Source organism: Peribacillus sp. NPDC097284 (assembly GCF_044761765.1).
GTDB lineage: Bacteria > Bacillota > Bacilli > Bacillales > DSM-1321 > Peribacillus.
In genome coordinates this window covers 138,207-163,637 of the sequence record NZ_JBIWCZ010000008.1, presented here as the reverse complement: position 1 = coordinate 163,637, position 25,431 = coordinate 138,207, and the positions used below count along the sequence as shown (strand labels likewise).

Annotated in this window: 28 protein-coding genes, 1 tRNA gene and 1 riboswitch; of the genes, 25 read left to right on the top strand and 4 right to left on the bottom strand. The window is 43.5% G+C overall.

Features of this window, described 5'->3' with window-relative positions:
• Window positions 1-165: 165 nt before the first annotated feature.
• Window positions 166-327, bottom strand: a complete 162-nt coding sequence (locus ACIQXU_RS15390) for a hypothetical protein (protein ID WP_402870111.1) — start codon at window positions 325-327, stop codon at window positions 166-168.
• Window positions 328-823: 496 nt separating this feature from the next.
• On the opposite strand from ACIQXU_RS15390, the gene ACIQXU_RS15385 reads away from it, so the two are divergent.
• Entirely contained in the window at window positions 824-1,513 is a 690-nt protein-coding gene (locus ACIQXU_RS15385) for a DUF421 domain-containing protein (RefSeq protein ID WP_402990590.1), read from the top strand.
• Between the two features lie 143 nt (window positions 1,514-1,656).
• Here ACIQXU_RS15385 and ACIQXU_RS15380 read toward each other — a convergent pair.
• Window positions 1,657-1,730: transfer RNA gene (locus tag ACIQXU_RS15380), tRNA-Arg, on the bottom strand.
• Between the two features lie 408 nt (window positions 1,731-2,138).
• On the opposite strand from ACIQXU_RS15380, the gene ACIQXU_RS15375 reads away from it, so the two are divergent.
• From ACIQXU_RS15375 to ACIQXU_RS15260, 24 genes are all read left to right on the top strand, one after another.
• Entirely contained in the window at window positions 2,139-2,759 is a 621-nt protein-coding gene (locus ACIQXU_RS15375) for a hypothetical protein (protein ID WP_402990581.1), read from the top strand.
• Window positions 2,756-3,352 carry a hypothetical protein gene (locus tag ACIQXU_RS15370; protein ID WP_402990578.1) on the top strand — a complete coding sequence of 199 codons (597 nt, stop codon included), beginning with the start codon at window positions 2,756-2,758 and terminating at the stop codon, window positions 3,350-3,352. Before ACIQXU_RS15375 ends, ACIQXU_RS15370 begins: the two co-directional genes overlap by 4 nt.
• Before the next feature lie 12 nt (window positions 3,353-3,364).
• Window positions 3,365-4,495 carry an ABC transporter substrate-binding protein gene (locus tag ACIQXU_RS15365; protein ID WP_402990575.1) on the top strand — a complete coding sequence of 377 codons (1,131 nt, stop codon included), beginning with the start codon at window positions 3,365-3,367 and terminating at the stop codon, window positions 4,493-4,495.
• 14 nt (window positions 4,496-4,509) lie between these two features.
• On the top strand, window positions 4,510-5,508 hold the full coding sequence (locus ACIQXU_RS15360; protein ID WP_402990572.1) for a FecCD family ABC transporter permease: 999 nt from the start codon (window positions 4,510-4,512) through the stop codon (window positions 5,506-5,508).
• Window positions 5,505-6,353, top strand: coding sequence for an ABC transporter ATP-binding protein (locus ACIQXU_RS15355; protein WP_402955000.1), 849 nt, complete (start codon window positions 5,505-5,507; stop codon window positions 6,351-6,353). The genes ACIQXU_RS15360 and ACIQXU_RS15355 overlap by 4 nt, the downstream gene beginning before the upstream one ends.
• 121 nt (window positions 6,354-6,474) lie before the next feature.
• Window positions 6,475-6,652, top strand: a riboswitch (cobalamin riboswitch).
• Window positions 6,653-6,818: 166 nt separating this feature from the next.
• Window positions 6,819-7,784, top strand: coding sequence for a helical backbone metal receptor (locus ACIQXU_RS15350; RefSeq protein WP_402990569.1), 966 nt, complete (start codon window positions 6,819-6,821; stop codon window positions 7,782-7,784).
• Window positions 7,747-8,802: a FecCD family ABC transporter permease gene (locus tag ACIQXU_RS15345; protein ID WP_402990566.1), complete on the top strand. Its 1,056-nt coding sequence runs from the start codon at window positions 7,747-7,749 to the stop codon at window positions 8,800-8,802. The genes ACIQXU_RS15350 and ACIQXU_RS15345 overlap by 38 nt, the downstream gene beginning before the upstream one ends.
• Before the next feature lie 6 nt (window positions 8,803-8,808).
• Window positions 8,809-10,281, top strand: coding sequence for a heme ABC transporter ATP-binding protein (locus tag ACIQXU_RS15340; protein ID WP_402990563.1), 1,473 nt, complete (start codon window positions 8,809-8,811; stop codon window positions 10,279-10,281).
• A complete protein-coding gene (gene cbiB, locus ACIQXU_RS15335; protein ID WP_402990560.1) occupies window positions 10,278-11,243 on the top strand; it encodes an adenosylcobinamide-phosphate synthase CbiB in 966 nt (321 codons plus the stop codon). The genes ACIQXU_RS15340 and cbiB overlap by 4 nt, the downstream gene beginning before the upstream one ends.
• Window positions 11,218-12,291 carry a threonine-phosphate decarboxylase CobD gene (gene cobD / locus ACIQXU_RS15330; protein ID WP_402990557.1) on the top strand — a complete coding sequence of 358 codons (1,074 nt, stop codon included), beginning with the start codon at window positions 11,218-11,220 and terminating at the stop codon, window positions 12,289-12,291. The genes cbiB and cobD overlap by 26 nt, the downstream gene beginning before the upstream one ends.
• Window positions 12,264-12,839, top strand: coding sequence for a bifunctional adenosylcobinamide kinase/adenosylcobinamide-phosphate guanylyltransferase (locus ACIQXU_RS15325; protein WP_402954981.1), 576 nt, complete (start codon window positions 12,264-12,266; stop codon window positions 12,837-12,839). Before cobD ends, ACIQXU_RS15325 begins: the two co-directional genes overlap by 28 nt.
• Window positions 12,836-13,627, top strand: a complete 792-nt coding sequence (gene cobS, locus ACIQXU_RS15320; RefSeq protein ID WP_402870151.1) for an adenosylcobinamide-GDP ribazoletransferase — start codon at window positions 12,836-12,838, stop codon at window positions 13,625-13,627. The genes ACIQXU_RS15325 and cobS overlap by 4 nt, the downstream gene beginning before the upstream one ends.
• Entirely contained in the window at window positions 13,585-14,223 is a 639-nt protein-coding gene (locus ACIQXU_RS15315) for a histidine phosphatase family protein (RefSeq protein WP_402954978.1), read from the top strand. The genes cobS and ACIQXU_RS15315 overlap by 43 nt, the downstream gene beginning before the upstream one ends.
• Window positions 14,157-14,585 (top strand): bifunctional adenosylcobinamide kinase/adenosylcobinamide-phosphate guanylyltransferase, encoded by a 429-nt coding sequence (locus ACIQXU_RS15310; protein WP_402954975.1) that lies wholly within the window; start codon window positions 14,157-14,159, stop codon window positions 14,583-14,585. Before ACIQXU_RS15315 ends, ACIQXU_RS15310 begins: the two co-directional genes overlap by 67 nt.
• Window positions 14,586-14,598: 13 nt before the next feature.
• Entirely contained in the window at window positions 14,599-15,183 is a 585-nt protein-coding gene (locus tag ACIQXU_RS15305) for a cob(I)yrinic acid a,c-diamide adenosyltransferase (RefSeq protein WP_402954972.1), read from the top strand.
• Between the two features lie 2 nt (window positions 15,184-15,185).
• Window positions 15,186-15,680: an ECF transporter S component gene (locus ACIQXU_RS15300; protein WP_402954969.1), complete on the top strand. Its 495-nt coding sequence runs from the start codon at window positions 15,186-15,188 to the stop codon at window positions 15,678-15,680.
• Window positions 15,677-16,369, top strand: coding sequence for an AIR synthase related protein (locus tag ACIQXU_RS15295; RefSeq protein ID WP_402954962.1), 693 nt, complete (start codon window positions 15,677-15,679; stop codon window positions 16,367-16,369). Before ACIQXU_RS15300 ends, ACIQXU_RS15295 begins: the two co-directional genes overlap by 4 nt.
• A 487-nt stretch (window positions 16,370-16,856) precedes the next feature.
• On the top strand, window positions 16,857-18,401 hold the full coding sequence (gntK, locus tag ACIQXU_RS15290) for a gluconokinase (RefSeq protein WP_402990554.1): 1,545 nt from the start codon (window positions 16,857-16,859) through the stop codon (window positions 18,399-18,401).
• Window positions 18,402-18,496: 95 nt separating this feature from the next.
• Window positions 18,497-18,973, top strand: a complete 477-nt coding sequence (gene ybaK, locus ACIQXU_RS15285) for a Cys-tRNA(Pro) deacylase (protein WP_402990551.1) — start codon at window positions 18,497-18,499, stop codon at window positions 18,971-18,973.
• Between the two features lie 119 nt (window positions 18,974-19,092).
• Window positions 19,093-20,211, top strand: a complete 1,119-nt coding sequence (locus tag ACIQXU_RS15280) for a PRK06851 family protein (protein WP_402990548.1) — start codon at window positions 19,093-19,095, stop codon at window positions 20,209-20,211.
• 138 nt (window positions 20,212-20,349) lie between these two features.
• Window positions 20,350-21,219, top strand: a complete 870-nt coding sequence (locus ACIQXU_RS15275) for a Cof-type HAD-IIB family hydrolase (protein ID WP_402990545.1) — start codon at window positions 20,350-20,352, stop codon at window positions 21,217-21,219.
• Between the two features lie 27 nt (window positions 21,220-21,246).
• Window positions 21,247-22,323, top strand: a complete 1,077-nt coding sequence (locus ACIQXU_RS15270) for a PQQ-dependent sugar dehydrogenase (protein ID WP_402990542.1) — start codon at window positions 21,247-21,249, stop codon at window positions 22,321-22,323.
• A gap of 161 nt (window positions 22,324-22,484) precedes the next feature.
• Entirely contained in the window at window positions 22,485-22,910 is a 426-nt protein-coding gene (locus ACIQXU_RS15265) for a MarR family winged helix-turn-helix transcriptional regulator (protein WP_402870177.1), read from the top strand.
• Between the two features lie 15 nt (window positions 22,911-22,925).
• Window positions 22,926-24,134, top strand: a complete 1,209-nt coding sequence (locus ACIQXU_RS15260) for an MFS transporter (protein WP_402870180.1) — start codon at window positions 22,926-22,928, stop codon at window positions 24,132-24,134.
• Between the two features lie 144 nt (window positions 24,135-24,278).
• On the opposite strand, the gene bshB2 is transcribed toward ACIQXU_RS15260, so the two are convergent.
• Complete coding sequence (bshB2, locus tag ACIQXU_RS15255) at window positions 24,279-24,944, bottom strand: bacillithiol biosynthesis deacetylase BshB2 (protein WP_402870183.1); 666 nt, start codon at window positions 24,942-24,944, stop codon at window positions 24,279-24,281.
• Window positions 24,945-25,046: 102 nt separating this feature from the next.
• Window positions 25,047-25,394: a YojF family protein gene (locus ACIQXU_RS15250; protein WP_402870186.1), complete on the bottom strand. Its 348-nt coding sequence runs from the start codon at window positions 25,392-25,394 to the stop codon at window positions 25,047-25,049.
• Window positions 25,395-25,431: the final 37 nt, after the last annotated feature.

Genomic DNA, 25,431 nt, shown 5'->3' with positions numbered 1-25,431 from the left:
CCATGGCACATAATTTACTGAAGATAGCTGGGTTACGTCAGCTACTTTCAGTAAATTATTATAGAAATAGAAAAACAGGTGGAGAAAAACAACTCGTTTTTCTCCACCTGTTTTATTTTAGGGACTTATTAGACAGCCCCTTTTTCTATCATTCATCAATATCAATTAGATTTTATTCAGTACGGTACCTTGTAAATCAAATTCAGGTGTTTTATCGGTCGTCTGTTTGACCGTTTCTAATGGTGTGAGCGCACTGAAGGGCAACTGATCACCTGGACTGAAAATTGCTTCATCATTCTCTGGATTCCATTGGCTGTGAATACTCATGTTGGTATCCTCCTTTGGTGAGAAGATTTGTCATTTTCCTTCATGGTTTTCATCGAATGCTTTACTAGTTTCTAACACTGATCACCTGGACTGAAAATTGCTTCGTCATTCTCTGGATTCCATTGACTGTAAATACTCATGTTGGTATCCTCCTTTGGATGAGAAGATTTGTATTTTCCTCGTGGTTTTCATGAAAGCTTCACTAGCTTCTAACGCTGATCACCGGGACTAAACACCGCTGCGTCATTCTCTTTGTTCCATTGGCTTCTGATAGTACTCATCTTGCACATCATCTCCTTTGGTGAGAATGTCTTACACTATTTATCTACCCGATTGGGACAAGCTTAAACAATTTTTTCAAAAAAAGTAAAAAATATACGAGTAATTATTATTTAGAGTCTTGTATTATTTCGCCTTCGAGAAAAATAACCTTTTTACGATATTTTTATCAATTGTGGAAATAATATTGTAGAAAAGGGGGAATTGATTTGGGGTTATCGAAATAATCATTAGATCATCATTGTCCTTTGTTATTCTTTTGACTCTAACAAGGGTGATGGAAAGAAAAGAAATCTCAGAGATGACATTCTTCAACTTTGCTTCTGCCATTTCCATCGGTTCAATAGCGGGAAATCTTTCTTTCAACCATCGTTTAAGCATTCAAAATGGTATAGTCGCCTTAATGATATGGAGTTTACTTACGATCTTATCTGGACGAATTGTCATTAAGTCTAAAAAAGCACGAAGAGTAATTGATGGGGAACCCCTTATCATTATCAAAAACGGTAAAATGATGGAAAAACCACTTCGCAAGGTTAACTTGGATGCAGATACGTTAATGGCATTGCTTAGGCAAAAAAGTATATTCTCAATCACTGAAGTGGAGTATGCCATTTTTGAAATTACGGGTAAGCTTTCCGTTATGAAGAAAGAACATAAACAGCCTATCGTAAGAGGCGACATGAATATTGGAAATCTTCAAAAGAACCCTTCGCCCATCATAACAGGCGTTATTTCGGATGGGGTAGTCAACATGGATAACCTGGATCAGTTAAACCTTGATATGAAGTGGCTGAATGGTCAATTAGCTAAAGCTGGTATTACATCAATCTCTGATGTCTTTTATGCTGAAGTTCAATCAGACCGAACACTTTATATGGACATAAAGGAAGGAAGCCTTCATTAAATGGTATGAATAATTGGACAGGCTGGATGTCATATCCCTTTTTTAATAAACAACATACATCAATATTTCTACTTTTATCATTGTTCCAATAAAAAAACAGCCAAAACCTCCATATTACAAGGTTTTGGCTGTTTTCAATTTAGCGTCCCAGATAGGAATCGAACCTACGACCTACAGCTTAGGAGGCTGTCGCTCTATCCTACTGAGCTACTGGGACATATAAAGGTAACGACGACTTTCTTATTATATTGGTTATTAGTAAACATTTCAAGGTTATAGCCTCTAGTTGCGAAAATATTCATGGGCAATTATCTATTTATTGAATGCCTTGTAGTGTCTGAATGGGAGTGTGAAGAAGGCGACAAATGCCCTTCGTGCCATGCTTTTTCGTTCGACAGAGAAAGGCTAATTACGGCGGAGTCCATCAGTTACTCCACTAGTTTTTTGATAAAACGAACTGGATAAAAGTTTTTGTTGACGATGATAATCATTATCACTTATACTGATAAACATAAATATTCTATCTTGAAGTAATAAATAAAAGTGGTTCTATCCCGTTAAATCAACATTTGACAATATTTACAATCGAAATAATATTATATCAATATAAGAAAGATGGTTGATTATGAAACCTATAGCCTATATAAGTACTGATATTCAATTCACAAGACTTAAAGACATCGATCATGAAAATGGTTTGGTTTCTTTGCAATTGTATGATATTCCATTTGCTGATTTCTCGGCATATGCTGGGGTCATCGTGACAAATTTCGTGGAAGAGGCCTTTTTACTTGAACATAAAGAAATCATCGAAAATTATTTGAATGATGGCGGCGTCATTCTTTCCCAAACCGAAAATTTCCTACCTTGGTTACCTGGTTGCGGAAATTGGTTGCGTTCTCCGATTTCTTTGAAGGACCGTGAAATCCGCTTGACTGAGCCTGTACATCCTATGTTCGCAGGAATTGACCCTTATGATTTGAATTATAAAAAAGGGGTTCGTGGCTTTTTCTCAAGAGGATATCTTGAGGCTCCAGAACATTCGGAAGTAATCGTTGAAGACCAAGAAGGAAAAGCAATCATTTACATTGACCGAAAAACGACCGGTGGCACGATTGTCGCGGGTGCAGGAACGGATCTGTACCGCTTTGGAATCCAAGAAAATAGTTCGCGTGTGCTACGTCAACAAATTTTGGACTGGATACGCGAAGAGTATGAAGCAAACAAGGGGGAAACAAAGCAATGAAAGTGGCAATCTTAGATAACGGTTATAGTTTCCATCATCGTTTCTTTCAAATGGATGAGTTTGCTTATATGTATGATGATGTGCTTCAACTTCGTCAGCTCCATACATATGATTTAAGTCAATATGACACGCTAATTGTTAATGATCGGATGTCCCTAATGCTTTTAAAACGGTACCAATCGCTTTTCGTGAAGTTCCTTCAAGAGGGAAAACGTCTAGTCGTTTTCGGTGAAGTGCTGGATAATTGGCTTCCTGGTATAGACTGGGAGGAATCTGAAGTGAATTTCAGTTGGTGGGTGAAGGAGCATGGAGATTTACCTTTAATGGCTGAAAATACAGATCATCCTTTATATCTGCATGTATCCCTATCAGATATGAAGTGGCATTACCACGGGACGTTCAAAGTTCCGGAAGGGGCAAAATCACTTGTGAATACTCCCGACGGTCGCTCGATCATCTACACCGATGATGTGTCTTATAAAGGCGAATTGATCATTACCACACTTGATCCAATATTCCACATTGGACTTGGATTCATCGACCAATCTAAACCATTCTTACATGGGATGGCTAAGTGGCTTAGAGAAGGATAAGGAGGAAGTTTTATGAAGAAGAAATGGACAATGTTAGCGGCAACCACTGCGATGGCCGCTTTGATTACGGGCTGTGGAAGCTCTGGGGATGATTCGAAAGGCAATACTTCAGAAAAACAGACGACTGCAGAGGAAAAAGTGATTCAAGATCAACTTGGCCGTGATGTAACGGTACCAGGTAAAGTGGAACGTATTGCGGTCGGTGGCATTCTTCCGTACTTCTCGACTTGGTATGTAGCGACGAATTCGACGAAGGAAGTTGTCGGCTTGCATCCTAATGCGTATAATGCCGCGGAAAACTCGATTCTTTCTGAAATATCACCCGATATTTTAAAGGCAGATACATCATTCATTAAAAATGGCGAAGTGAACGTGGAAGAATTGATGAAAGTCAATCCGCAACTTTACTTTGAAAAAGCACAGGACCAAAAGTCCATAAACAAATTAGAAGATGCAGGTGTTTCGGTTGTGGCACTCAACCCTATGGATGCAGCAGCTGCGGAGCCATTGGCTACCTTCAACAGTTGGTTGGAACTGACTGGGGAAATTACGGGCACTACCGAAAGAACGGACAAGTTCTTGGAAAAAGGCCAAGCCGTTCAAGCCGAATTGGATAAGAAATTAGATGGCATTAAGGATAAAGACAAGCCTAGAGCATTGATCCTCTATCAGCACAGTGATAAAAGCATCATGGTCGGTGGGAAGAACTTCTTTAGTAACCAATGGTTAAATGCTACAGGGGCCTATGATATAGCAGCAGAAGAAGTTACAGGCACAAAAGAAGTCAATATGGAACAAATCTACAAATGGAACCCGGATATCATCTACATTACAAACTTTTCGACAACTCAGCCTGAAGACCTAACGAACAATACAGTGAAGGGACAAGATTGGAGTCAGGTCAGTGCTGTACAAGAAGGAAATGTATATAAAATTCCGCTGGGCATCTATAGATGGTTCCCACCAAGCGGTGATGCACCTCTTATGTTAAAATGGATGGCTCAGAAAAATCATCCCGAGCTATTTGATTATGATATGAAGGATGAAATCACGGATTACTACTCAGAGTTCTATGATTATGATGTAACGGAAGAACAAGTAGAGAACATTCTTCACCCATCTTCCGAAGCCGCAAAACAGTAAAGTAGGGAATGAAAATGAAAAAATGGAAAACGGTCCTCTTCTGGATATTGCCCATTGCGATGGTTCTCCTATCATTGAGCATCGGACGCTTTGGAATGGACTTAGGGACTCAAATTAAAATATTGCTTTCAACCGTGTTTCCAATCGAGCCAACATGGACACAGATGGAAGAAACAGTGGTCCTTCAAATACGTCTGCCACGAATTTTACTGGCCTTGTTAATCGGTGCGGGCCTATCGATTGCAGGCGCCTCTTTCCAAGGGATGTTCGGCAATCCCTTGGTCAGTCCCGATATCCTAGGAGTGTCTGCAGGTGCTGGGTTCGGTGCTTCCCTTGGGATTTTATTATTGGGACATGGTTTTGCATCTCAAGTCTTGGCACTTGGCTGTGGTTTAGCCGCCATCGTTTTCACGTTCATAATCAGCGGCAAAAAAGATTCACCGGTCTTCATGCTTGTTTTGGCTGGGGTTGTCACCTCCGCCCTTTTCCAAGCGTTGATCTCGTTAATTAAGTTTGTCGCCGACCCTGAGGAAAAGCTGCCAGCCATCACATACTGGTTAATGGGAAGCCTTGGAACGGCCACATACAAGGATTTATATGTGGGTGGACCAATCATCCTTGTCGGCATCTTGATTTTGTATTCACTACGCTGGAGAATCAATTTACTGACCTTACCTGAGGATGAAGCAAAATCGCTAGGTATCCCGGTCACTAGATTGAAGTGGACGGTCATTCTTGGTGCGACGTTAATTACGGCTTCTTCTGTAGCGATAGCCGGTATCATTGGCTGGGTTGGATTGATTATCCCTCATGTGGCAAGAATGCTTGTCGGGAACAACAATCAACTTGTCTTACCGGTATCCCTATCGGTTGGTGGCGCCTATTTACTCCTGATAGATAACCTGGCTCGTTCTGTAACGGCGACGGAAATTCCGCTATCGATATTGACAGCCATTATCGGCGCACCATTCTTTGCGATTCTACTTAGAAAGACAGGAGGTGGGTGGTCATGAAAATCGAGGTGCAGGGAGGGAATTTTTTCTATGCTAAAAAAAGAGAGAAAGCTCCTTTTCTTTACCAGACCGACATTGACTTTTCGTTGAATGACGGAGAGATCATGGCGATCCTTGGCCCGAACGGTGCCGGTAAAACCACGATGCTGAAGTGCATCACCGGCCTTCTTGATTGGAAAAAAGGTCAAACGCTCATCGACGGAAAGCCGCTTACTGCGCTATCACGCAAAACGATCTGGAAACGAATCGGTTATGTTCCTCAGGCACATAAAATGGTTTTCGGATTTACTTTGGAAGAGCTTGTCATTATGGGAAGGGCGCCTTATATCAGTACGCTGTCCCAGCCTTCTGCAAAGGATCGGGAGGCTGCCATCGCTGCTCTTGAAATGGTTGGCATTGCTCACCTTGCCAAAAAGTCCTGTAATTCCGTTAGTGGTGGGGAATTGCAGCTGGCCTTGATTGCCCGGACGCTTGTATCGGATCCGGATGTATTGATTCTTGATGAGCCGGAGTCGCATCTTGATATTCAAAAGCAAATCGTGATTTTACAGACACTTAAGCGGTTATCGAAAGAGAAGAACATTTCTTGTATCATAAACACGCATTATCCGAACCACGCCTTCTACTTGGCTGACCATGTTTTAATGACTGCCAAGGAAAAGCGTGTGGTGTATGGCGAAGTCCGCGAAGTGATGACGGAAGCCCGGATGAAAGAGTACTTCGGAATCGAAATGAAGAAAATCATTTATGAGGAAGAGGATGACTTTTTGATTGAAACGATGGTGCCGAAAGATCTAGGTCTTTTACGTGATCAAAGTACATGCCGTTTTAATAGTGACATCTAAAGCTATAGAAGGCAGCCATGTGATGGTTGCCTTTTTGCGTTCCAAATCTTAATTTAAAGTAATCTGAAATATCATATAATACGATTTCCTAAATGGTGTATAATGAAAGGCAGTGAAATTATATACATATGAACAATTTGGTGTCTGTAAGGACTTGAAAGGGAAGTTGGTGAAATGCCAACGCGGTCGCGCCACTGTAAATGGGAGTTAACGGATGTATACCACTGTATGAATAATATGGGAAGGTGCCGTTAGCAATGACCATGAGCCAGGAGACCTGCCAAAATTGTACACCGGTAACCACGCGGATGGGGAGGTGTGTGGCAGAGCTATGTCCCTTTTTTGTTCCGTTGCCATACAAGCATCCTCCGTTTTGATGGGGGATGCTTTTTTGTATGTCTTTTGATATTCGCAACACATGTGTGAAGGTCCAGAAATGAACACAAAAATGATGGAGGTTTTAAGATGAGGAAGATATATAGTTTCATGCTTGTGATGGGATTGATGGTCGGTATATTGGTTGGCTGTAGCGATGCCTCCCAGGATGGAACAGGAGAAAACCAGTCGACAAAACAAGCTGTTAACCAGGGCTTCCCGCTTTCGTTACAAGATGCAGTGGGTAACAAAGTCACCATCGAGCAGAAACCAGAAAAAATTGTTTCATTAATCCCAAGTAATACAGAAGCGGTCTTTGCGCTAGGTTCGGGTGAGAAAGTGATTGGAGTGTCTGAAAATGACAATTACCCGGAAGAAACGAAAGATATTCAGAAGATAGGTGGAATGGAAATAGATACAGAGATGATTTTAGCTTTGCAGCCTGATATCGTTCTTGCTCATGAGAGTGCCCATAATTCCAAAGAAGGAATCCAACAGCTTAAGGATGCGGGTATTCCAGTTCTAATCGTGAATGATGCCAAAAGCTTTAAAGAAGTGTATACGTCTATTGAGATGATTGGAACGGCAATAGGGGAACTGGATAAGGCGAAGGAAATCGTCAAGACGATGCAGAACAAGCTGGAAAAGATCAAAGAAAAGGCTAAGGCAATCAAGAGTGAGGATAGAAAAAGTGTTTTTGTAGAGGTTTCACCGTCACCTGAAATCTATACAACGGGAAAAAATACTTTCATGGATGAAATGCTGGACATCATTTCAGCGGATAATGTCGCAGGTGAATTGGATGGCTGGGTAAAACTCGATGAAGAGTCGATGATAGCGGCCAACCCGGATGTCATCATTACAACCTATGGTTATTACACAGGAGATCCAGTCAAAGAGGTAACGGGAAGAAATGGATGGGCCGACATTCAGGCAGTTAAGAATGATGAGGTTTTCGATGTCCATTCAGATATTGTCACTCGTTCCGGTCCTAGGCTTATAGAGGGAGTAGAGGAACTTGCCAAATCAGTCTATCCGAACGTATTTAAAAACTAAACGGGCATTGGCCTATGTATTTGCCCTATCATTTTTGGTTATTTCGATATTGATCGGTGTTTCCTTAGGATCGGTTTCCGTTCCGATACCAGTGCTTTTGCAAATCATTGGCAAGGAAGTCCTTCATTTGCCCCTGGCCATGGAACCGGATGGGACACTGACGAATATCGTGATGAACATCCGCCTGCCGAGGGTCGTGCTTGCAGGTTTGGTTGGGGCATCCCTTGCAATAGCAGGGGCAGCATTTCAGGGATTGCTCAGGAATCCCCTAGCTGACCCCTATACCCTGGGAATATCCTCAGGGGCTTCGCTTGGTGCAGTATTAACGTTGTTTTTGAATTTGTCACTGCCGTTTTTTGGCCTATATACACTGCCTACATTAAGCGTTCTTTTTTCATTGTTGACGATTTTTTGCGTATTGACCTTTGCAAGAAAAATGGATCGTTCCATGAAGGTAGAAACGATTATTTTAACCGGCATCATTTTCAGCTCGTTTTTAAGTGCTTTCATCTCATTGATGATTGCATTGACGGGTGAGGAGTTAAGGCAAATCATCAGCTGGCTGATGGGAAGTGTCTCGATGCGTGGTTGGAGTCATGTCACGATCATTTTGCCATTTTTCCTCGTTGGTTCTCTCGTATTGATGATGAACACCCACGAATTGAATGCCATGACATTTGGGGAAGACCGTGCGAGGCACCTAGGCGTGAATGTTCAGCGGAGGAAGATGCTGATTCTGATCGCCGGCTCGATACTGACAGGGGCTGCCGTTGCCGTATCAGGGACGATTGGCTTTGTAGGGCTGGTCATCCCCCATTTGGTCCGCAGGATTTGGGGGCCAGACCATACGCATCTGTTGCCATTATCATTGATTGTGGGAAGCGGATTTTTAATATTGGCTGATCTGGTGGCACGAACGATTATCGCACCGACAGAATTGCCGATAGGTGTTATTACTTCGCTTATCGGTGCGCCGGCATTCGCATTTATTTTATTAAAGAGACGGAGAGAAGGGTAGAAGTGTATGCTTGAAGTTAAAGGGTTAACAGGAGGATATGATAATAAAACGGTTTTGGACTCCGTCTCGTTTGATGTGAAAAAAGGAGAATTATTCGGTATTCTTGGTCCGAACGGAAGTGGGAAAACGACGCTATTGGGGATGCTTAGCGGTATCCTGCCGTATCAGGCAGGAACCATCGATATTAAGGGGAAAGACCTACAGGGATATTCGTCCAAACAACTGGCACAGGTCATCGCCGTTTTGCCGCAGCATTCCTCATTGGCTTTTTCCTATACAGTAAAAGAGACCGTTGCCCTTGGGCGATATGCGCATCAAACAGGGTGGTTTCATAGTTGGACGTCTGAAGACGAAGAAATCGTTCAACGCGTGATGATGCAAACGGGAGTGGCAGTCTTTCAGGAAATGCATTTTGAACGTTTGTCAGGCGGGGAAAGACAACGTGTTTTGTTGGCACAAGCTCTTGCACAAGAACCGGAAATCCTTTTTCTCGACGAACCGACGAACCACCTGGATCTGTCTTATCAAAAAGAACTTCTTGATTTGATGAGGAAAATGGCTAAGGAACAACAATTGACGGTCATTTCAATTTTTCACGACTTGAACTTGGCTGGCTTATATTGCGATCGCCTGATGTTGCTTGAAAAAGGGCGAGTCCAAGTGATTGACGTGCCGAATGAAGTGCTTCAGCAGGAGCGGATTCAGGAGGTATATAGGACAAAGATCGAAAAACATCCTCATCCTACCTTACCTAAGCCGCAAATGTTCATTGTACCCGAGAAGCATACAGGAGAGCTGGACCCTTTGGAGATCAATGAAAGTTATCTGAACCAGGCTCCGGAGTTCCTTCATTTAAGTTCACCCATTCCGCTTAGAACCATGTCATCCGGCGTAACTGGTTCGGGAACGGGGTGGCATCAGCACTTTGTTAATCGACATGTCCACTACGATTACAATTGTGATGACCATATTGCTGAAATGGCTGACTATTTGAAGTCATACGGATTTGAACCGCAGGAAACCGTCGGAATGATGACGGCCGTGTTTTTGGATACAGTGTCTTATCGACTTCTAAGAGATGAGGGTTTTTCGATATTCATCATGGTAACAGCGGGGGTAGGGAATGCCATCGATGCCTCTTTGGCAGACAGGCATTCATGGACTTCATCGCCGGGTACGATCAATACCTGGGTTTTCGTGAATGGCCATTTGGCGGAAGAAGCGTTCATTCACTGTATCGTGACAGCTACCGAGGCGAAGGTTAAAGCGCTTCATGACCTACATGTCTTAGATCAGGTGACAAACACATGGGCGACTGGAACATCGACGGATAGCATCTTGATTGCAGCCACACAAAGAGGAACCACCCTCCGTTATGCGGGTACCATCACACCCCTCGGGAAGTTGATTAGCCGTGGCGTTTATGACTGTACGGTGGAAGCGATTGAAAATAGTAGGAAACGGATTGAAAGCTTATGATTTTTCACCATCTTTATGCAATCGCATTGGCATTTATCCTAGATTTGGTCATTGGCGACCCTCCTGATTGGCCACACCCGGTTAAATGGATAGGATCGCTTATCAATAAACTTGATGAAGCTCTCAACAAAGGGACAAGAAAGAAGCGGAATGGACTGTTCATGCTACTGCTCATCTTGCTGCTCGTGTTGGCGGCCACAGGCATCACCGTCTATTTAGCGTATAGAATCCATCCTGCTGCCGGTATCATCTGGGAAGCGCTACTCATTTCCACCACGATCGCTCAAAAGAGTTTAAGACGGGCGGGAATGGATGTTTATCGACCATTGAATACACGGGATATGGCCAAGGCGAGGCGGAAGCTTTCTTATATTGTGGGCCGTGATACGGCAGATCTAGAAGAACCGGAAATTGTTCGGGGTACCGTTGAAACGGTAGCGGAAAACACGAGTGACGGTATTACGGCTCCCCTGTTTTGGGCTGCCATCGGAGGCGCGCCACTTGCCATGATGTATAGGGCAATCAATACATGCGACTCCATAGTCGGATACCAAAATGATAAATATGCTGACTTCGGATGGGCTTCTGCCAAGCTTGACGATCTAGTGAACTGGATTCCGAGCCGTTTAACCGGTTTTTTGATGCTGATTGGATCAAAGTCAGTCCATAACGGCTGGAAGGGGCGGTGGGCTATATTATTCAAGGATGCCCATAAGCACCCAAGTCCGAACAGTGGGTGGTGCGAAGCGGGTGTTGCAGCCATCCTGGGCGTTCAACTGGGCGGAAGGAATATGTACAAAGGTGTGGTGTCCAATCGAGCTAGAATGGGCCTTCCAATTGTTCCGCTAGAAGCGATTCATATAAAAAAAACGATTACCATCATGCATCGGACTTCTTTTTTATTCCTGTTGATGCTTTGGTTAGGAGGACTTTTATTTGCAATTACCAACTCATGGCTCTAATCCGCATTATCTTTACAAAGCACTGGGAATCGAAATGCCACAATCGTATGTGGACTTCAGTGCCAATATCAACCCATTGGGTCCACCCTCTAGTATAAAACAGAGATGGTCGGGGTTTTTTGAGGGTATCCTCGACTACCCAGATCCACATGCCGTAGAGCTGACACATATGATAGCAAAAAAAGAAGCACTTCCTGAAGATTCTGTACTTGTTGGAAACGGAGGAGCGGAAATCATAACGCTTGTGGCGAAAGAACTGGCGAATAAACGAGTGTTAATCATACAACCAGCCTTTGCCGAATATGCCGAATCTTGTTTGGCAGCAGGTTGCGAGGTCGACTTTTTTCAACTGGAAGCGCCCAGGTGGGAACTGGACTTGCATCGATTACGTCCGCTTTTGCCAAAGTATGCTGCCATCTTTTTATGTACGCCCAATAATCCGACTGGCATTTCTTATAAGGAGGAGACAGTACGGGAACTAATCGAAGCATGCCAAAAAGCCCAATGCATGATGGTGCTGGATGAGGCCTTTTATGATTTTACGGATAATGCCTTTTCCTATGCACCTCTTATTAAAGAGTTTCCTCATTTGCTCATTTTACGATCAATGACGAAAATTTTCGCGATACCTGGATTAAGGCTGGGTTACCTATTGGCTGACCCGACCATTATTACACGGGCCAAGACCTTCAAACCACATTGGAGCGTCAACCATATCGCCCTGGAGGTAGGCAAACTCTGTTTGGCAGAAGAAGCATATATGAGTAGAACAAGAGCATATATTCAAAGGCAAAAAAGGGATTTATTCCGCTTTTATAAGGAACTGGATATCGAGGTCTCTGAAAGTACGGTGAATTTTTACTTAGTGAGGGACGAGTCTCTTTCCCTGTTTCCCTTTTTACTGAAAAGGGGCATCGTGCCGCGCCATACTTATAATTTTCCTGGTTTGGATGGCAGGTGGCTCCGGTTTGCAGTGAAAAGTGAGCAGGATAATAAGGCATTGATGGAGGCGGTAAAACAGTGGAAAACTCTAGGCTCTATTTTATAACGGGGGGCGTTCGAAGTGGTAAAAGCAGCTTTGCAGAAAAAAAGGCGGTGGAGCTTGCCATTCAATCGGGCGGCAACCTACATTATCTTGCTTGTGGCCGGAGTTCTGATGCCGAAATGGAAGAGCGGATTAATAGGCACCGTCAGGACAGGCATAGAAGTCCGCTTGCATGGAGGACATCGGAATATCCGACGGATGTTAGCCGAATAGGGAAGGACCTGGATGCAAAATCAATCGTCTTGCTTGATTGCCTGACGACGTTGCTCGATAATGAATTATTTCTGCCTAATGTGCCCCTTACAGAGGATTTTCTACATAAAGTATTCACCAAAATAATCAAGGGCATCGGTGAAATCAGGAAGGAAGCTCAAAGCCTGATTATCGTAAGCAATGAAGTGTTACAGGAGCCCATTTTTCAAGATGAATTTCTACATACATACGGAAAAGTGCTCGGATTGCTTCATCAAGCGATCGTTGAAAGGGCAGATGAGGCCTATCTTGTCGAATCAGGTGTCCCTCTAAGGATGAAAGCGGGTATCCCTGAATGAATAGCTGGATTGGATTCTTAATTAACTTGCAATTTTTTACGGTGTTTCCCATAAAGAAACAACTTCCAATGGATAAGAAGTATATTCACCGGGCGATCCAAACGTTTCCTTTGGTCGGATTGTTTCTAGGTCTGATATTAGGGGGAGTGCTATACGGGCTTGTGGAATGGACACCATTTTCCCCCCTAGCCATTGCGTTTGTGCTATGGGTATTAACGATTGCCCTAACAGGTGGGTTGCACCTTGATGGTTGGATTGATGCAAGTGACGCCTTCTTTTCGTACCAAGATAAAGAACGACGACTGGAGATCATGAAGGACTCCAGGACCGGTGCATTTGGTGTCATTTCTGTCATTGTGCTGTTAGCTGCCCGCTTTATATGGATGTATGAAATCATCGAACGGATCAATGAATGGACTTATTTTTTGATTATCATGGTTCCCTTTCTAAGTAAATGCGTGATGGGCTATTTACTTAGCCGGATGCAGTTGGCTAAAAAAGAGGGACTGGGCGCCTTTTTCCAAAGTGCAGTCAGGAAAAACAGCTTGCACATATATTGGATTTACCTGCTTTTAAGTTTTGCGATAGCTTATTTAATCGATATCAACCTCATGGCTTTATTCGCGATCATGGGGATCGCCGCACTACTCTTTCTCCTTTATATAAAACGGAAAATCATCCGTTGGTTCGGTGGAATAACGGGTGATGTGCTGGGCGCGTCAGTTGAAGGAGTGGAGGTGTGGTTATGGCTGATTCTGTGGCTATTACACTACTTCGCCATGGGTTGACGGAAGCCAATGAGCGAAAAGCCTATTTAGGGTGGACGGATTCTCCCTTAAGCATAAAAGGAAAAAGGGATATCGAAGAATGGAAGCGATACTATCCAAGATATGAAAGGATTCATTCAAGCGACTTACTTAGGTGCATGGAAACATCAAGGCATCTGTTCCCGGAGGTTGATCCAGTGGGATGGCCTGCTTTCCGTGAAATGAATTTCGGCAGGTGGGAAGGCCGAACTTATGAAGAACTGAAGACGAATGCTGATTATCAAAAATGGCTGGAGGATCCCATGGTGGCAGCTGTTCCTAAAGGGGAGAGTTATCCTGAGTTTTCCAGGCGGGTTCATAATGGCTGGGCCCGGTTGATCGCGGATGAGGATAGCTCCACGTATGCGGTGATGACTCATGGAGGTGTGATACGTGAGCTTCTTGCCCGTTATGCACCGGTGGAAAAGCCCTTTTGGGATTGGTCGATACCCCATGCGAAGGGGTATGAGCTGATTTGGGAAAACAAGGAAAGGTTGAGGAGGGGTGAACGTTGCACTTTGTTACAGGCGGTGCCTATAATGGGAAAACTAAATGGGTCAAGCAATTTTACGGGTTGAATACTGAGGGTCTATGGCTATCAGGCTATCAAAACGACCAACCGGATTTCAGAGATTTTCAAAAGGATATCGTCGTGCTACAGGGAATCGATGCGTGGATTGGGCAGGATGTGAATATCATGGATGTGGAGTCAATCCGGAAGAAGTGGAAGGAAATCCTGGACGGCTGGCGAATATGGGAGAAAGAAGAAAGTGGTCGCACATGTGTTGTCATCGGTTCGGATCTATCAAAAGGCATCGTTCCAATCGAAAAAAAGAACCGTCAATGGCGTGATGCATGCGGATGGATCTTTCAAGATGTGGCCTCCATTTCTACACGCGTGGATATCATTTGGTATGGAATCAATCAACGAATTAAATAGAGGAGGAATAGAGATGAAAATATATACACGTACAGGTGATAAAGGGCAAACAAGCGTAATCGGGGGCCGTTTGGATAAGGATGATATCCGTGTTGAATCTTACGGGACTGTGGATGAAGTGAATAGCTATATTGGGCTTGCCGTAACTGAATTGGATTCGGCGGTTTTTGAAGATATACTAGTAGATTTGGAAAAGATCCAACATGAGCTATTTGACTGCGGTGGTGATTTGGCGACCGTTTCTGATAAAGCCCCTCAAAAGTTGACGGATGAGGCGATTACATACTTAGAAGAACGAATCGATGCCTTCATCGTCGAAGCCCCTGAATTGGAAAAGTTCATATTGCCAGGTGGCACAAAAGCGGCTGCAACAATCCATATAGCACGTACCGTTACAAGAAGGGCTGAACGATTGGTGGTTTCCTTGATCAAATCGGGTGCAGCGGTGTCTCCTCTTTCCCTGCAATATTTAAATCGGTTATCGGATTATTTCTTTGCGGTCGCACGAGTGATCAACTTCCGCCTTGGTGTGAAGGATGTCGAATATGCCCGTAGTGCTAACGTATTCCGCGGAGGAAAAAGAAAGGAAAAGGAATAAACATGAACGCAAGAAAAATCACCATGAGTTCCATGTTCATCGCCTTATCGTTGGTCGGGGCGATGATCAAGATTCCTTCCCCAATTGGAAGTATAGCTTTCGATAGCTTTCCGGCACTATTGGCGGCTGTTGCATTAGGCCCGATTACGGGAGGAATCGTGGCTGGTTTAGGCCATATCTTATCTGCCTTGATTGGCGGCACGCCACTTGGTCCGTTTCATTTCTTAATCATGTTGGAAATGGCAGTCCTTGCTTGGATGTTTGGTGTCCTATATGACCACGATAAGAAAATAAGCGCTTTTTCCTTTTTCTTTTTAGGTAATGCCTTCATCGTAGGATTACCTTTCGCATTCTTGGTTAGCACTGAGTTTTACATGATGTTGGTACCTTCCTTAACGGCGGCTACAGCATTGAATGTATTCTTGAGCATTCTTTTGATTCCTCGTCTCGTGCCAGTCTTGAAAAAGGTGTTCATACGAGAAGGAATGATTGGATGATGGATTCACTGATCTTGCCGTTCAATGATTCCCAGTCCTTGGTTATCTCAACAGATAATAGTGGTGGAATCGGGCTGAAGGAAAAAGATCTTGTTCATGTCCCATATGAGGTGGTCGGCTATTACTCTTTTCGGGTAGCGGTCATGGAATGTTTGGCCTCCGGTGGGAGCCCAATCGCTGTCGTCCTTCAAAACTTCTGTGGCGATGAGGCCTGGGGAAGTTTGACGAAGGGTGTGAGGAAGGGAATGGATGAAATAGGGTTAGACCTGTCCATTACTGGCAGTACAGAGAGTAACATGCCCCTCCAACAATCCGCATTAGGGTTGATGGTCATTGGAAAACGGGAAAAAGGGTTGGGTTCGAAGGAAACTTCCAATCGGAAAATGGCCATTGTCGGCAGGCCGTTGGTTGGCGACGAGGTTATGGAACAACAGCAGTGGGTTGCACCTTTATCCCTCTTTAAATGGTGCTCCGAACTTGAAGGGGTCCGCCTCCTTCCTGTAGGTTCGAAAGGCATTGCCTATGAATGGGAGCAGCTGGATCCTCAAGGTGGGGGAATACCCGAACGGATAAAGAGTCGTGTAGATATCGAGAAATCATCGGGTCCATCTACCAGTTTTTTGATCACCTATCCTGAAAGCCTAGAAGCGGACATTTTCCAACGTTGCGGTCCGCTTATTCTCGTGTGATGGTACATATGTATATAAAGGGAGAGACCTGATTTGCGCCGAGTAGGGTCCCTCCCTTTTTCGTCTAGTAAGCGCCCTTGATGATCCTATAATTCATCTTATGAGTTGGAGTAATTAGGGAAACACTCATAATATTACGGAGCTGTTTGTTAAAGATCCGTTCATATGGCTAAGCTACTGGAATGGTTGAGTGATTCTAATTCTAAGGCCATTTTACATCCCTGCACCCTATGACTCTATTGGGGGACCTGATTTTACGAAACCCGCTTTTTACCGGATTAGGCTTTGTTTCTTCCTTTACATGGGTCTACGCAAAGGGTTTTAATAAAGAAGAACATAGCAGCGTATTCTATTTGGCCCGACCTGTATCTAGTAATTGATGATACATGTATGAATCGAAAATGGGGACGGCATTTCAGTCGTTTCGCTTATCCTAATCTTACTATTGGATACAATTGTTTAAGAGAAAGGAGCACGATGTAATAGCATGAAACATTCTAATTATATGATGGGAATCGATATTGGGACAACAAGTACAAAAGTGGTTCTTTTTACGAAAGACGGTAAGGTAGTGCAAACATGTTCTAAGGGATATCCATTGAACAGTCCCACACCGTCCGTTGCAGAACAGGACCCTGAAGAAATCTATAAGGCGGTCTTGCTGACAGTCGGTGAGGTCATGATTGCAAGTGGGATTGAAAAAGAAGAATTGGGGTTTATTTCGTTTAGCTCGGCCATGCATAGTTTGATTGCCATGGATACAGGCGGAAACCCACTAACCAACAGCATTACATGGGCTGATAATCGAAGTGCTGCCTATGCCGAGGAACTGAAGGCATCAAGTCAGGGAGAGGCATTATACCATAGGACGGGGACACCGATTCATCCGATGTCACCCATCACGAAAATCATGTGGCTTAGAAATGAACACCCAGTAATTTTTAACAAAACGGATAAATTTCTAGGAATTAAAGAATATATCATTTATAAATTTTTCAATGAATATGTGATGGACTATTCTATGGCTTCAGCAACAGGCCTGTTCAACTTGAAAACGATGGAGTGGGATGAGGAAGCATTGGTGATTGCCGGAATCGGTTCGGACAAACTACCAAGGCTTGTGCCGACGACCCATATCCTTTCCAACTTGAGTGAGGGATTGGCTGCGAACATGAATATTTCCCCTGATACACCAATGGTCATTGGTGCCAGTGACGGGGTACTAGCTAACTTGGGGCAAAATGCCATCAAACCGGGTATATTTGCGGTAACGATTGGCACAAGTGGAGCGGTCCGTACCGTCAGTGACCATCCGCTTACGGATCCAAAAGGGAGAACGTTTTGTTACGCCCTTACTGAAAGGCATTGGGTCATTGGCGGACCGGTCAATAATGGCGGGATTACCTTCCGATGGGCCAAGGACCAACTTGGTCGGGAGGAAATTGCGAGAGCGAAAGTATTGGGCCAGGACCCTTACGAAATCCTGACCGAAATGGCAACGCATATCGCCCCTGGTTCTGACGGGTTGATTTTCCATCCATATATGGCTGGGGAAAGGGCACCGTTATGGAGCGCTGATGCGAGAGGCTCCTTCTTTGGATTGGCTCTTCATCATACCCGTGATCATATGGTTCGATCTGTACTTGAAGGCGTGATGTATAACTTATATAGTGTGCTGCTCACTGTAGGGGAATTGACCGGGGCCCCAAAAAAAATCCATGCGAGTGGCGGCTTTGTCCGTTCCAAGCTTTGGCGTCAAATTATGGCTGATATATTTAACCAGCATGTGAAGATTCCTGAAAGCTTTGAAAGTTCGAGTCTAGGGGCTGCCATTCTTGGTCTCTACGCTTTAGGGGAAATCGAAAGTTTGGATGCGGTGGAGGATATGGTCGGTAACACCCATGAGCTCGAGCCCATTGAGGCAAATGTGGAAATATACCAAGAACTCATGTCGATTTACCTGTCCGTTTGCCGAAAATTAGAAGGAGATTACAAGCGAATTGCCGACTTCCAACGTCGACATTTAGAGTGATGCGACAAAAGCACAGCTGTTAAAAGCTTGTGCTTTTCTTTTGGCTTATTTTCAAAAATGGTAAGATAGAGGAAAAAGGTAAGGGGATTTAAGAGATGGGAGCCAGTAAAACAAATGCCATGCGTATTCTCGATAAAATGAAAATAAAGTATGAGATGATGAGTTACGATGCGAATGATGGGAAAATTGACGGGATTACAGTGGCTAATAAAATCGGTAAAGCACCGGAAACGGTCTTTAAAACGCTTGTTACCCATAATGGTCCTCAACAGCTTTATGTGTTTGTCATCCCTGTGGCTGCTGAGCTGGATTTGAAAAAAGCGGCCAAAGCAGCAGGTGTGAAAAAAATCGAAATGCTTGCCGTTAAAGATCTGCAAAAGTACACCGGGTATATCCGCGGAGGCTGTTCACCTATAGGAATGAAAAAGCATTATCCGACCTTTATTGATGAAAGCGCATTAGACCTGTCCGAAATCATCGTGAGCGGTGGGAAGATCGGTACACAAATTGTCCTGGAACCATCGGGATTCTTGATGGGGGCAGAGGCTGAAGCTGTGGCCCTTTTAAAGTGAAGCTAAAAAGCTCCCATATAAGGTTTTAGTCACTTTGAACTTTTAGGCATTCACCTACCTGTGCTTCATGGCATACGCTGTCTTGAAGATACATCTGTTTGGTAAAGGAGAGTGTGGAAGTGTCAGGAAATGCGATGCATTATTTTGCCGGAGGTAATACGGCCAAAGGTTTTTATAGCTTATATGATTCAAACCTTACGGGATTGGAGAAATTATTCATCCTAAAGGGAGGACCTGGGTCAGGGAAATCAACGATTATGAAAAAGATTGGCCAGGAATGGCTGGATAAAGGCTACGACATAGAGTTTTTGCACTGTTCCTCCGATAATGATTCCATTGATGGGGTGATCATCCCTGCATTGAAAGTAGGTCTTGTGGATGGGACGGCACCGCATGTAATTGAACCGAAAGCGCCAGGAGCTATAGAGGAATACGTTAATCTTGGAGCTGCCTGGTATTCCCAGCAGCTGGCGGCTGAAAGGGTAAACATCATTCGATTGACGAATGCCAGAAGCAAGAGCTATGAGGCGGCTTATGGCCACTTTGCCAAAGCGTTGGAGATACATGACGAATGGGAAGAAATCTATAAAGCAAACATCGATTTCGCCAAATTAAATGGATTGACGAATAAATTGATTCAGAGTTTTTATAGAGATATATTCTTGAACAAAAAAGCGGATGTTCGCCACAGGTTCTTAGGTGCAGCCACTCCAAAAGGTGCTGTTGACTATGTTCCGAACATTACAAAAGGTGTGCATAAACGGTACTTTTTGAAAGGACGTCCGGGTTCAGGTAAATCGACGATGCTGAAGAAAATTGCCAAATCTGCAGAGCAACGTGGCTTTGATGTGGAAATGTATCATTGTGGATTTGACCCTGATAGCTTGGATATGGTGATCGTGCGTGAAGTGGGCATCGCCATTTTTGATAGCACCGCCCCTCATGAATACTTCCCAAGCCTTGAAGGGGATGAAATCATCGATATCTATAAGACGGCCATCCTTCCGGGAACCGATGAGATATATGCCGATCAAATCAAGGCTGTCTCTTTGAGGTACCGGGAGAAAATGAATGAAGCGACAGCGTCTCTGGCGAAGGCTAAAGAGCAGCATGACGAACTTGAAGCAATCTATGTGAAGGCCATGGATTTTACGGCTGTCGATGACATGATGAAAGATATTCAGGAACAGATTGGTGAGCGGGTAAAGGCAATGGATAACCCAACAATATTACATTGAAAAGAGACTGCACCTTTTTTAAAATGAGGTGCAGTTTTACATAGAAGGGACAATCATTTAGATCATCTTATATGCACAAGGATGTTAATCATTTCTTATTCGGGTAAAATAAGGGTAAAAAGAAAAGGGAGTGGTTAAATGATTAAAACGATTGCGATTGATATGGACGGAACATTACTGAATAAAATGCAAACGGTGAGTGAAGAAAATAAATCAGCGATTCATAAGGCTCAAGAAGAAGGGATCGAAGTCATCATTGCTACTGGAAGATCGTTTGAGGAAGCCAGATATGCTTTAGATAAAGTGGGCCTTGAATGTCCGATCATCTGCGTGAATGGAGCTGCCCTCTTCACGCAAGAAGGGAAGGTAGCGGCTTCCCATCCAATGCCGATAGCTTCCGTAAAGAATGCAACGGAGTGGCTTGAAGAACGGGGAATCTATTTCGAAATTTATACGAGCAAAGGAATTTTCTCTAAAAACTACGAGACCGCAATCGATGCCCTTGTGGATGTAATGGTCACGGCAAATCAGGATATTGACCCGTCCCAAATTAGAAAGTATGCAGAGGCTCGTCTACAATTGGGACATGTTACATCCATTGCGGATTATGCTGAGCTTTTCGACCAAGCTGAGTTGGAACTATATAAAATCCTTGGTTTCTCCACGGATTTGCAGGTATTGGACCAAGCTGCCTCGCGGTTCAAAATGGATGAAGGGACTGCTGTCACCTCTTCGGGTCGTGAGAATGTGGAAATCACGAGCAAACATGCCCAAAAAGGAATCGTACTTGAAAAGTATGTGAACGAAAAAGAAGGCTCCATGCAGGAGACGATGGCCATTGGAGATAATTATAATGATATATCCATGTTTGAAAGAGTGGGTTTATCCGTCGCAATGGGTAACGCCCCGACCGACATTCAAAACCTTTGTGATGAAGTGACAGGGTCAAATGAAGAACATGGAGTAGCGAAGGCCATTTTAAAGGTTCTTAAGAAGACAATCGAATAATTCGGCAAACCGAGGGAGGGAATTTATTTGAAGAGATGGTGTTCATTGATCCTCATGATTACGTTGGCCTTGACGGGTTGTTCAGGGGGAGAGGGAAATAACGGAGCACAGCCTGAGGAAGACTCTACAGAAACGGCGATAGATGGCCCTGAGGTACTGGTAACGAACCTGGCTTCTCCATGGTCGATTCAGAAAGATGGAGAGACTTTCTATGTTTCAGAACGGTCAGGCACAATCGTGCAATGGAAGAATGAGCATATGGAGAGACAGAAGGTTCAGCTTGAAAAGACGTTGTCCTCAAAGGCAGAAGCTGGATTGCTTGGATTTGTGCTCGACCCTGACTTTTCGAAGAACCATCAAGCTTTTGCCTATTACACCTACGAGGAAAACGGAAAACCATCCAATCGGATCATCACGCTCCAACAGGTGGATGATACATGGAGAGAGAAGGAAATTCTAATCGACAAGATTCCAAGTGGTGACTATCATCATGGAGGACGCTTAAAGATTGGCCCCGATGGAAAACTATTTGCCACAACAGGAGATGCAAGGGAATCAATGATTGCCCAGGATCTTGATTCTTTAGGTGGCAAGCTTTTGCGTTTGAATCTTGACGGAACCATCCCCGACGATAATCCTTTCGAGAATTCCTATATTTTTTCTTACGGACATCGCAATCCGCAAGGCCTCGCTTGGGATGAAACGGGACAACTGTTCGAAAGTGAACATGGTGAATCTGCACATGATGAATTAAACGCGATTCTCCCTGGAAAGAATTATGGCTGGCCGGAAATAGAGGGAAGTGAGGCACAATCAAATATGGAAGCTCCTATGATTCATTCCGGAAATGATACATGGGCACCTTCTGGGATTGCCTATTCAGATGGCAAGCTTTTTGTTGCTGCCTTAAGGGGAGAAGCACTTAAGAGGTATGATATAAAAAGTGGGGAAATGACGGATTTAGTTACCGATTCTGGCCGGATACGAGATGTGTTAGTAGACGGGGGATTCCTATATTTTATTAGCAATAATACAGATGGGCGTGGAAAGGCCGATCGTAATGATGATAAACTTTATCGTTTGCCCTTAGCTAAGTCCCATTAAGAGATGTCCTGTAAAGGGCATTTTTTTTTATGCTTCCAAGGAGGAGTGGGAATACTGATAATGTGTGAGTAGTATCTGGATAAATCAATAGGGATTGGCTGGACAATTCAGATGAATCGTAGTATAGTTACCTAGGTAACTAATTTTCAGGGGGAATACCTTTGTTTTTACGTGATGGTTTATTTTTTCACCATAACCTGCAATTCTCAAGAACGTTCACCAAGAAGTTAAATGAGCAGCTGGCAAAGGTCGATCTTTTTCATTCTCAATGGATGATTATCTATTATCTGAAGGAATATGGTAGTACCACGTTGGTTGAAATCAGCAATTACTTAGATGTCGAGAAACCGACAGTAACCCGGACGGTGAATCGATTGGAAGAACGAAAATTAATCGAACAAATACCGGGAAAAGATAAACGGGAACGGAGAATTCAGTTAACTGATTTAGGTGAAAAAACATACCTAAAAGCTAGAAAGGCAGTAGATGAATTCGAACTTCAATTAATAGATGGTTTGTCTGAAGAGGACTGGGAAGCAACATTGCGGACCTTAAAATTCTTAAAGGAAAAGTTACAACAATCGTAAGGAAGAAGGATTGAAATGAATCAAAAAACAAAATTGTGGACGAAAGACTTTATTATTGTTTCGTCCGCAAACTTTTTTCTCTTTTTAACGTTTTATGTCTTGATGGTCACTTTGACCCTTTATACAATGGATAATTTCCATTCTTCTCAAGCTCAAGCCGGACTGGCGTCGAGTATTTTTGTCTTGGGAGCTGTACTTGTACGACCAATCGCCGGAAAAAAGATTGATCAATTAGGTCGGAAGAAAATGCTTATTGGTTCGTTGGTATTATTTTTTATAGCCTCCGTTTTCTATCTGCAAGTGGATAGTTTGCCGCTTTTATTTATTGATCGGTTGGTTCATGGTATCTCATTTGGTCTCGCTACAACGGCCACTGGAACAATTGTTGCTGATATCATACCGAATGAAAGACGTGGTGAAGGTACGGGATACTTTGCCATGAGTACAAACCTGGCCATGGCATTTGGTCCATTTATCGGATTGTTCATTACCCAGCATTTTAGCTACTCCTTTATTTTCTATGCCGCATCACTATTCGCTGCATTCTCTTTAGCGGCTTCTTTATTTTTATTTGTACCTGAGGCAACAAAAGATCAAGCGCCTCGACCACGGGGCTTCAACATCAAAGACTACTTTGAAAAACGTGCTTTACCGATATCCATACTTGTGATGTTTGCAGGTTTAGCCTATTCGAGCATCTTGTCCTATTTAACTTCTTTTGCAAAGGAAATAAACCTACTGGATGCCGCGAGCTTTTTCTTTGTCGTGTTTGCTATATTCCTTTTAGTTACCCGTCCATTTACAGGGCGTATGTTCGATGTGAAAGGTGAAAATGCTGTAATTTACCCTTCCCTTGTCTTATTTGTAATTGGGATGGTCGTACTAAGTCAATCGCAACATGCCTTGACGCTCTTAATCGCAGGTGCTTTCATCGGTGTAGGATATGGTACGTTTCAGTCAAGCGCACAGGCTATATCCATCAAGGAATCTCCATCAAATCGTATGGGATTGGCAACCTCCACATTCTTTACCTTTTATGACTTTGGAATTGGTTTAGGACCGTTTATGCTAGGGTTCCTCGTTCCTTATACTGGTTTTAAAGGGTTGTTTATCTGCATGGCTGTTCTGTCAGTCTTGTTGATAGTCATTTACTATTTTGTTCATGGTAAAAAGGCATCAGCAAGGGCATCCAGGCAGAATACGGGCGATCAAATGATTTCTTGATTATCCCTTATTTGTTTAAAAATATGGAAAATGGGGATACTTATTGTATGATTTACTTTTCTAAGTAATCCCCCTTTTTCTACGTCTGTTACAAACAGGCGTTTTTTTATGGAAATAAATAAAAAAACCGCCAAATGGCGGTTTTTAAAATTTGTAGGTCCATAATCGCTCTTTTCGAATCCAGTCGAGGAAATCAGCATCTTGGTTTTCGAATTTTTCCTTCCAATCAACCACCATTGCTTGTGTTTGCGATCGGTGCGCGGTTATGGCCGCTACCTTTTTATCTTCAGCTGCGGTGATGTCATGGATGATATCGGGTTGTCCCAATTCATCGATGCAATTATTGGAAAAGGCGACACAATGGAGCTTTGGACGGTCTTTTTCTTCGATTCTTTCTACAGCGCGAACGACGGCACGTGCTGTCGCTTCATGGTCGGGGTGGACACTGTATCCTGGATAAAACGTTATGACCAATGAAGGATTAAGTTCATTGATGGCCTCTGTGAACAGGGAGGTCAATTTTTCATCATCTTCAAACTCAATCGTTTTATCTCGTAAACCAAGCATGCGCAAGTCTTGGATACCAATGGCATTCGCTGCATCGATTAATTCTCTTTTGCGAATTTTAGGAAGGGACTCTCTAGTTGCGAAAGGAGGATTTCCTAAATTTCTACCCATTTCCCCTAGAGTCAAGCAGAGGTAGGTAATCGGTGTGCCGGCTTCACTATGTAAGGCAAGCATCCCTGAAACAGAAAAGGCTTCATCATCGGGGTGCGGGAAAATCACTAAAATATGCTGTTCTTTTTCCATAATACTCGTCTCCTTTCGTTCTACTTACAATAATTATAAAAGAGTTCCGCCGAAGAGAAACGTACGTGCGGGATGAATAGAAATGGTGTAAATATCTTTTGGTTATTCAAAGGGAGTAGAACTGATCTGAAGGGAAACGGCAAGTTTTCCCGTGAAATCAAGTCCTGCCAACAATAATCTTCCTTGATCATCGATCTCGAAGTGGTTTACGCCTTCAGCATATACCCAGCCAATCATGAGTTTTAAGCCGACGCGAAAAGGTCCGTCCCCAATAATCTTACCGTGTTCATATTGAATTTGTGCATTACGAATATAAGCGCCTGCAGAAAAAAAAGCTTCATCCACATGGGTGGCATAGGCACCGTTAGTCGTTTCAAGGTGAAGGTATACATCTTTTCCTGCAAATGAATCGATGGCTTTCTGCACCTCTGAACGGTCTATAGGTTTCATTCGACAATTCCTCCTTTACTGGGTAACTATAAGCATT

Excerpts from the sequence above, each read along its gene's own strand:
- ACIQXU_RS15390 (WP_402870111.1), bottom strand. The coding sequence starts at position 327 with ATGAGTATTCACAGCCAATGGAATCCAGAGAATGATGAAGCAATTTTC.
- ACIQXU_RS15375 (WP_402990581.1), top strand. The coding sequence starts at position 2,139 with ATGAAACCTATAGCCTATATAAGTACTGATATTCAATTCACAAGACTT.
- ACIQXU_RS15370 (WP_402990578.1), top strand. The coding sequence starts at position 2,756 with ATGAAAGTGGCAATCTTAGATAACGGTTATAGTTTCCATCATCGTTTC.
- ACIQXU_RS15365 (WP_402990575.1), top strand. The coding sequence starts at position 3,365 with ATGAAGAAGAAATGGACAATGTTAGCGGCAACCACTGCGATGGCCGCT.
- ACIQXU_RS15360 (WP_402990572.1), top strand. The coding sequence starts at position 4,510 with ATGAAAAAATGGAAAACGGTCCTCTTCTGGATATTGCCCATTGCGATG.
- ACIQXU_RS15355 (WP_402955000.1), top strand. The coding sequence starts at position 5,505 with ATGAAAATCGAGGTGCAGGGAGGGAATTTTTTCTATGCTAAAAAAAGA.
- ACIQXU_RS15350 (WP_402990569.1), top strand. The coding sequence starts at position 6,819 with ATGAGGAAGATATATAGTTTCATGCTTGTGATGGGATTGATGGTCGGT.
- ACIQXU_RS15340 (WP_402990563.1), top strand. The coding sequence starts at position 8,809 with ATGCTTGAAGTTAAAGGGTTAACAGGAGGATATGATAATAAAACGGTT.
- cbiB (WP_402990560.1), top strand. The coding sequence starts at position 10,278 with ATGATTTTTCACCATCTTTATGCAATCGCATTGGCATTTATCCTAGAT.
- cobS (WP_402870151.1), top strand. The coding sequence starts at position 12,836 with ATGAATAGCTGGATTGGATTCTTAATTAACTTGCAATTTTTTACGGTG.
- ACIQXU_RS15315 (WP_402954978.1), top strand. The coding sequence starts at position 13,585 with ATGGCTGATTCTGTGGCTATTACACTACTTCGCCATGGGTTGACGGAA.
- ACIQXU_RS15305 (WP_402954972.1), top strand. The coding sequence starts at position 14,599 with ATGAAAATATATACACGTACAGGTGATAAAGGGCAAACAAGCGTAATC.
- ACIQXU_RS15300 (WP_402954969.1), top strand. The coding sequence starts at position 15,186 with ATGAACGCAAGAAAAATCACCATGAGTTCCATGTTCATCGCCTTATCG.
- ACIQXU_RS15295 (WP_402954962.1), top strand. The coding sequence starts at position 15,677 with ATGATGGATTCACTGATCTTGCCGTTCAATGATTCCCAGTCCTTGGTT.
- gntK (WP_402990554.1), top strand. The coding sequence starts at position 16,857 with ATGAAACATTCTAATTATATGATGGGAATCGATATTGGGACAACAAGT.
- ybaK (WP_402990551.1), top strand. The coding sequence starts at position 18,497 with ATGGGAGCCAGTAAAACAAATGCCATGCGTATTCTCGATAAAATGAAA.
- ACIQXU_RS15275 (WP_402990545.1), top strand. The coding sequence starts at position 20,350 with ATGATTAAAACGATTGCGATTGATATGGACGGAACATTACTGAATAAA.
- ACIQXU_RS15260 (WP_402870180.1), top strand. The coding sequence starts at position 22,926 with ATGAATCAAAAAACAAAATTGTGGACGAAAGACTTTATTATTGTTTCG.
- bshB2 (WP_402870183.1), bottom strand. The coding sequence starts at position 24,944 with ATGGAAAAAGAACAGCATATTTTAGTGATTTTCCCGCACCCCGATGAT.
- ACIQXU_RS15250 (WP_402870186.1), bottom strand. The coding sequence starts at position 25,394 with ATGAAACCTATAGACCGTTCAGAGGTGCAGAAAGCCATCGATTCATTT.